Origin of the sequence: Pseudomonas spirodelae, assembly GCF_034653255.1 — a bacterium.
GTDB lineage: Bacteria > Pseudomonadota > Gammaproteobacteria > Pseudomonadales > Pseudomonadaceae > Aquipseudomonas > Aquipseudomonas spirodelae.
The window spans coordinates 1-4,792 of record NZ_JAYEET010000067.1; the positions used below are offsets into that span (position 1 = coordinate 1).

Below are 4,792 nucleotides of genomic sequence, written 5' to 3' on the forward strand. Positions count from 1 at the left end.
ATCAGCGATTTKTCCCAACTTATCATCACGACTTAGGGAAATTCTGAAGAAGACTTCCTGATTTTGGCAAAATACCCGGATTCCACCCGCTGAGTTTTCCGATGAAGCAGATGACCTTCGCCGACGCCGAGTACGCCAGCAAGCGCAAGCAGACCCGCAAAGAATTATTCCTGATCGAAATGGATCGGGTGGTTCCGTGGAAGGGGTTGATTGCCTTGATCGAACCCCATTACCCCAAGGGTGATGGTGGTCGTCCGGCCTATCCGCTGATGGCGATGCTGCGAGTGCATCTGATGCAGAACTGGTTCGGTTACAGCGATCCGGCGATGGAAGAGGCGCTGTACGAAACCACCATCCTGCGCCAGTTTGCTGGGCTGAGCCTGGAGCGCATCCCTGATGAAACCACTATCCTCAACTTCCGTCGCTTGCTGGAGAAACACGAGCTGGCCGCGGGCATCCTGGCCGTGATTAATGGCTACCTGGGCGACCGAGGGTTGTCGCTGCGCCAAGGCACGATTGTCGATGCCACGCTGATCAATGCGCCGAGTTCGACCAAGAACAAGGACGGTAAGCGCGACCCGGAGATGCATCAGACCAAAAAAGGCCAGCAGTACTACTTCGGTATGAAGGCCCATATCGGCGTGGACGTCGAGTCCGGCCTGGTGCACAGCGTGGTGGGCACGGCGGCCAACGTGGCGGATATCACCCAAGTCGACAAGCTGTTGCACGGTGAGGAAAACATGGTGGGAGCCGATGCGGGCTATACCGGTGTCGAAAAGCGTCCGGAGCATGATGGCCGGAAGGTTATTTGGCAGGTGGCGGCACGCCGCAGCACCTACAAGAAACTGGGCAAGCGCAGCGCTCTATACAAAGCCAAGCGCAAAATCGAGAAGGCCAAGGCGCAGGTTCGGGCCAAGGTCGAACACCCATTCAGAGTGATCAAGCGCCAGTTCGGTTATGTGAAGACGCGGTTCCGTGGCCTGGCGAAGAACACGGCGCAACTGGTGACACTGTTCGCGCTGTCGAATCTGTGGATGGCGCGCAGACATTTACTGACGAATGCGGGAGAGGTGCGCCTGTAATGCGGGGAATGGCTGCCGCGAGGTGCTTGCGGCGGCTAAAAACACAGAAATAAGCGGGTGATCTGATCGCTTTTGATCGATTTGCCGCTTTCAAAATCGGCGGAGGCTGAAGTTAGCCAGAAATACATGACTACTTCAGACCATCCCTAACGTCACCGCAATTGCGGAAAACAGATCCGCAATTGCGGTGACCTAGGGATGGTCTGAAGTAGTCATGTATTTCTGGCTAACTTCAGCCTCCGCCGATTTTGAAAGCGGCAAATCGATCAAAAGCGATCAGATCACCCGCTTATTTCTGTGTTTTTAGCCGCCGCAAGCACCTCGCGGCAGCCATTCCCCGCATTACAGGCGCACCTCTCCCGCATTCGTCAGTAAATGTCTGCGCGCCATCCACAGATTCGACAGCGCGAACAGTGTCACCAGTTGCGCCGTGTTCTTCGCCAGGCCACGGAACCGCGTCTTCACATAACCGAACTGGCGCTTGATCACTCTGAATGGGTGTTCGACCTTGGCCCGAACCTGCGCCTTGGCCTTCTCGATTTTGCGCTTGGCTTTGTATAGAGCGCTGCGCTTGCCCAGTTTCTTGTAGGTGCTGCGGCGTGCCGCCACCTGCCAAATAACCTTCCGGCCATCATGCTCCGGACGCTTTTCGACACCGGTATAGCCCGCATCGGCTCCCACCATGTTTTCCTCACCGTGCAACAGCTTGTCGACTTGGGTGATATCCGCCACGTTGGCCGCCGTGCCCACCACGCTGTGCACCAGGCCGGACTCGACGTCCACGCCGATATGGGCCTTCATACCGAAGTAGTACTGCTGGCCTTTTTTGGTCTGATGCATCTCCGGGTCGCGCTTACCGTCCTTGTTCTTGGTCGAACTCGGCGCATTGATCAGCGTGGCATCGACAATCGTGCCTTGGCGCAGCGACAACCCTCGGTCGCCCAGGTAGCCATTAATCACGGCCAGGATGCCCGCGGCCAGCTCGTGTTTCTCCAGCAAGCGACGGAAGTTGAGGATAGTGGTTTCATCAGGGATGCGCTCCAGGCTCAGCCCAGCAAACTGGCGCAGGATGGTGGTTTCGTACAGCGCCTCTTCCATCGCCGGATCGCTGTAACTGTTGGCGCTGATGGAAAATTGACCCACCCTGCCGATTGAAATTTGACCCAGGGCGGATTGCTGATTTTGTTACCAGCAACTGTGGATAAGTCTACCAGCGCAGCTGCTGTTGCCCCCACTCCTTCGCTAGCCCAGTTCAGTTGTTTAAGACCTGCCACACGCAGCCATGTAGCAGGCCGTCGTCGCCATGAAATCAGAACGGCTCATCGTCCTCCGGTTCTTGGCCGCCCTTACGCTTTCGCTCCCGTGATTTGATCTTGGCCTGGGCCGCCAAGCTACTGTGTTGCAGGCGATAGGACTCGTTACCGGTTTCGACGATGTGGCAGTGGTGGGTCAGCCGATCCAGCAGGGCGGTGGTCATCTTGGCGTCGCCGAACACGCTCGACCATTCGGCGAAGCTCAGGTTGGTGGTGATCACCACGCTGGTGTGTTCGTACAGCTTGGACAGCAGGTGAAACAGCAACGCACCGCCAGCCTGGCTGAACGGCAGATAACCCAGTTCGTCGAGGATGACCAGATCCATGCGCAGCAGTGCCTGGGCGATCCGCCCGGCTTTGCCGTCGTGTTTTTCGCGCTCCAGCCGATTGACCCGAGCGACCGGGGGGGCGAAGCGCGCGCGCTTACCGGGCCGGGTGCTGCCGGACACGGCCAGCGCGGTGGCTAGGTGGGTTTTACCGGTGCCTGGCCCACCGATCAGCACCACGTTCTGCGCGGTGTCGGTAAAGGCCAGGCTGGCCAGCTCGCTGATCAGGCGTGCGTCGGCGCTAGAGGCGTTGAAATCGAAGCTGGCCAGATCGCGGTGCATCGGCAGCTTGGCCATGTTCATCTGGTGGCTCACCGAGCGCATGGCGCGATCTGTGTGCTCTTGTTCCAGCAGGTGTTCGAGCAGCCACTTGGACGAGGCTGTGTTCGACTCACCCTGTGCAGTTAACTCCGCCCAGGCCGTGGCCATGCCGTGCCGGCGCAGCCCCTTGCGTTCCGCCATCACATCACGCATGACCGACCTCCTCGGCCTGGCCACGCAGGCGGTCGTAGCGCGCCGTGTTAGCGACGGGGGCTTCCTTGAGCGACAAGTGGGTTTCGACGCTGGGTGGTGGTTCGGATGCTGTCAGCCGTGCCACGACATTGAGGATGTGTTCGGCGCTCAGGCTGCCGCTCTCCAGTACCAGCTCAACGGCTACCAGCACGGCATCGAGTCCGGCGACCGGTACGGCAGCCAGGACTTGCGCCATGATCCGGTCACCGCCGGCATGACGCCCCAGACCGTGCTTAAGCTGACGCAGCGGCGCTGGCAGATCAGTAAAGGGCGCTCCGTTGCGCAGCGCGCCGGGCTTGCGTTCGATCAGCGGGAGGTAGTGCTGCCAGTCATAGCTGACCTGGTCGCGATCCAGCAAGCGGACATGGCTGGCGATCAGCGCGTCGTCAGCCACCACCTCGATTCGCGTCGGATACAAACGGCTGCTGACCCACTTACCCGCGTACTCACACGGCACCGAGTAACGGTTGCGCCCGACACTGACCAGGCAGGTGCTGGAGACCCGCGCAGGCCGCTCGACGTAACCGTCGAAGGCCGCGGGCATAGGCATCAGTTCGGCGCGCTCCAACTCCAGTACCTCGGCCACACTGAGCCCGCTGTATTGAGGGTGCGTCAGCTCGTTCCAAAGCGCGCGGCAGCGCTGGCCCAGCCAGGCATTGAGTTCCTCGAAGGAGTGAAACTGGCAGTCCTGGGCGTCTAGCCAGATACGCCTGCGGCTGTCTTGCACGTTCTTTTCAACGATGCCCTTTTCCCAACCAGCGGCGACGTTGCAGAAGTCCGGATCGAACAGGTAATGCGCACACATCACCGCAAAGCGCGCATTCACCGCCCGGCCTTTGCCCTTATTGACCTTGTCGACGGCGGTCTTCATGTTGTCGTAGATGCCCCGGCGCGGCACGCCGCCCAAGGAGCCGAACGAGCGTGTATGGGCGTCAAATAACATCTCATGGCCCTGGCTCGGATACGCCACAAGCCAGAACGCACGGCTGGCACACAGCTTCAGATGTGCCACCTGCATACGCCGGTAAATGCCGCCGACCAGCAAGCCTTCCTCGCTCCAGTCAAACTGAAACGCCTCGCCAAGAGCAAAGGTCAGCGGCACAAAGGCCTGCGACGCCTTGCCCTGTCCCCCTCGCCAGGCACGGATAAACGCGGTGAGCTGGCTGTAGCCACCGTCATAACCTTCGGCTTTGATTTGCGCCAACAGCGCCTTGGCACTGCGCCGCTGTTGCTTGGGCCGCAGCGAATCGGCTTTTAGCGCCTGCTCCAGCGTGGCGTGAAAAAGGCTGAGTTTGTTGAAGATCGCGCGGCGTTGGTAGACCGGCGGCTTGGCCTCAGGTGCTCTGACCCACTTGCGAATCGTGTTGCGCGCCAACCCGGTGCGCTTGGCTATCTCATGCAGCGACAGCTTGTCGCGGAAATACATCCGGCGAATTTTGCCCATCATTTCCATACTGATCACCCTGGGTTCTCCTGCTCGGATATTGAGCAGAAGCAGGGGATCACCTGGGTCAGTGTGCAGTCGGCAGAACAGCCGATAGTGGGTCAGTGTTCGGTC

The 4,792-nt window shown here is 59.7% G+C and carries 3 protein-coding genes and 1 pseudogene; 1 reads left to right on the forward strand and 3 read right to left on the reverse strand.

Annotated elements, in window-relative coordinates:
• The first annotated feature begins 101 nt into the window (after nucleotides 1-101).
• Nucleotides 102-1,082 (forward strand): IS5 family transposase, encoded by a 981-nt coding sequence (locus SOP97_RS20210; RefSeq protein ID WP_102688964.1) that lies wholly within the window; start codon nucleotides 102-104, stop codon nucleotides 1,080-1,082.
• Between the two features lie 342 nt (nucleotides 1,083-1,424).
• Here SOP97_RS20210 and SOP97_RS20215 read toward each other — a convergent pair.
• The 3 genes and pseudogenes from SOP97_RS20215 to istA form a co-directional block, all read right to left on the reverse strand.
• A pseudogene (locus SOP97_RS20215) lies at nucleotides 1,425-2,195 on the reverse strand (IS5 family transposase); the annotation flags it as partial.
• A 196-nt stretch (nucleotides 2,196-2,391) separates the two neighbouring features.
• Nucleotides 2,392-3,195, reverse strand: coding sequence for an IS21-like element ISPst3 family helper ATPase IstB (istB, locus tag SOP97_RS20220; protein WP_322950603.1), 804 nt, complete (start codon nucleotides 3,193-3,195; stop codon nucleotides 2,392-2,394).
• Nucleotides 3,188-4,687, reverse strand: coding sequence for an IS21 family transposase (gene istA, locus SOP97_RS20225; RefSeq protein ID WP_322950604.1), 1,500 nt, complete (start codon nucleotides 4,685-4,687; stop codon nucleotides 3,188-3,190). Before istA ends, istB begins: the two co-directional genes overlap by 8 nt.
• Between the last annotated feature and the right edge of the window lie 105 nt (nucleotides 4,688-4,792).

Bases quoted from the DNA above. Each gene is read 5' to 3' on its own strand.
- istA (WP_322950604.1), bottom strand. From the start codon at position 4,687: ATGGAAATGATGGGCAAAATTCGCCGGATGTATTTCCGCGACAAGCTG.
- SOP97_RS20210 (WP_102688964.1), top strand. From the start codon at position 102: ATGAAGCAGATGACCTTCGCCGACGCCGAGTACGCCAGCAAGCGCAAG.
- istB (WP_322950603.1), bottom strand. From the start codon at position 3,195: ATGCGTGATGTGATGGCGGAACGCAAGGGGCTGCGCCGGCACGGCATG.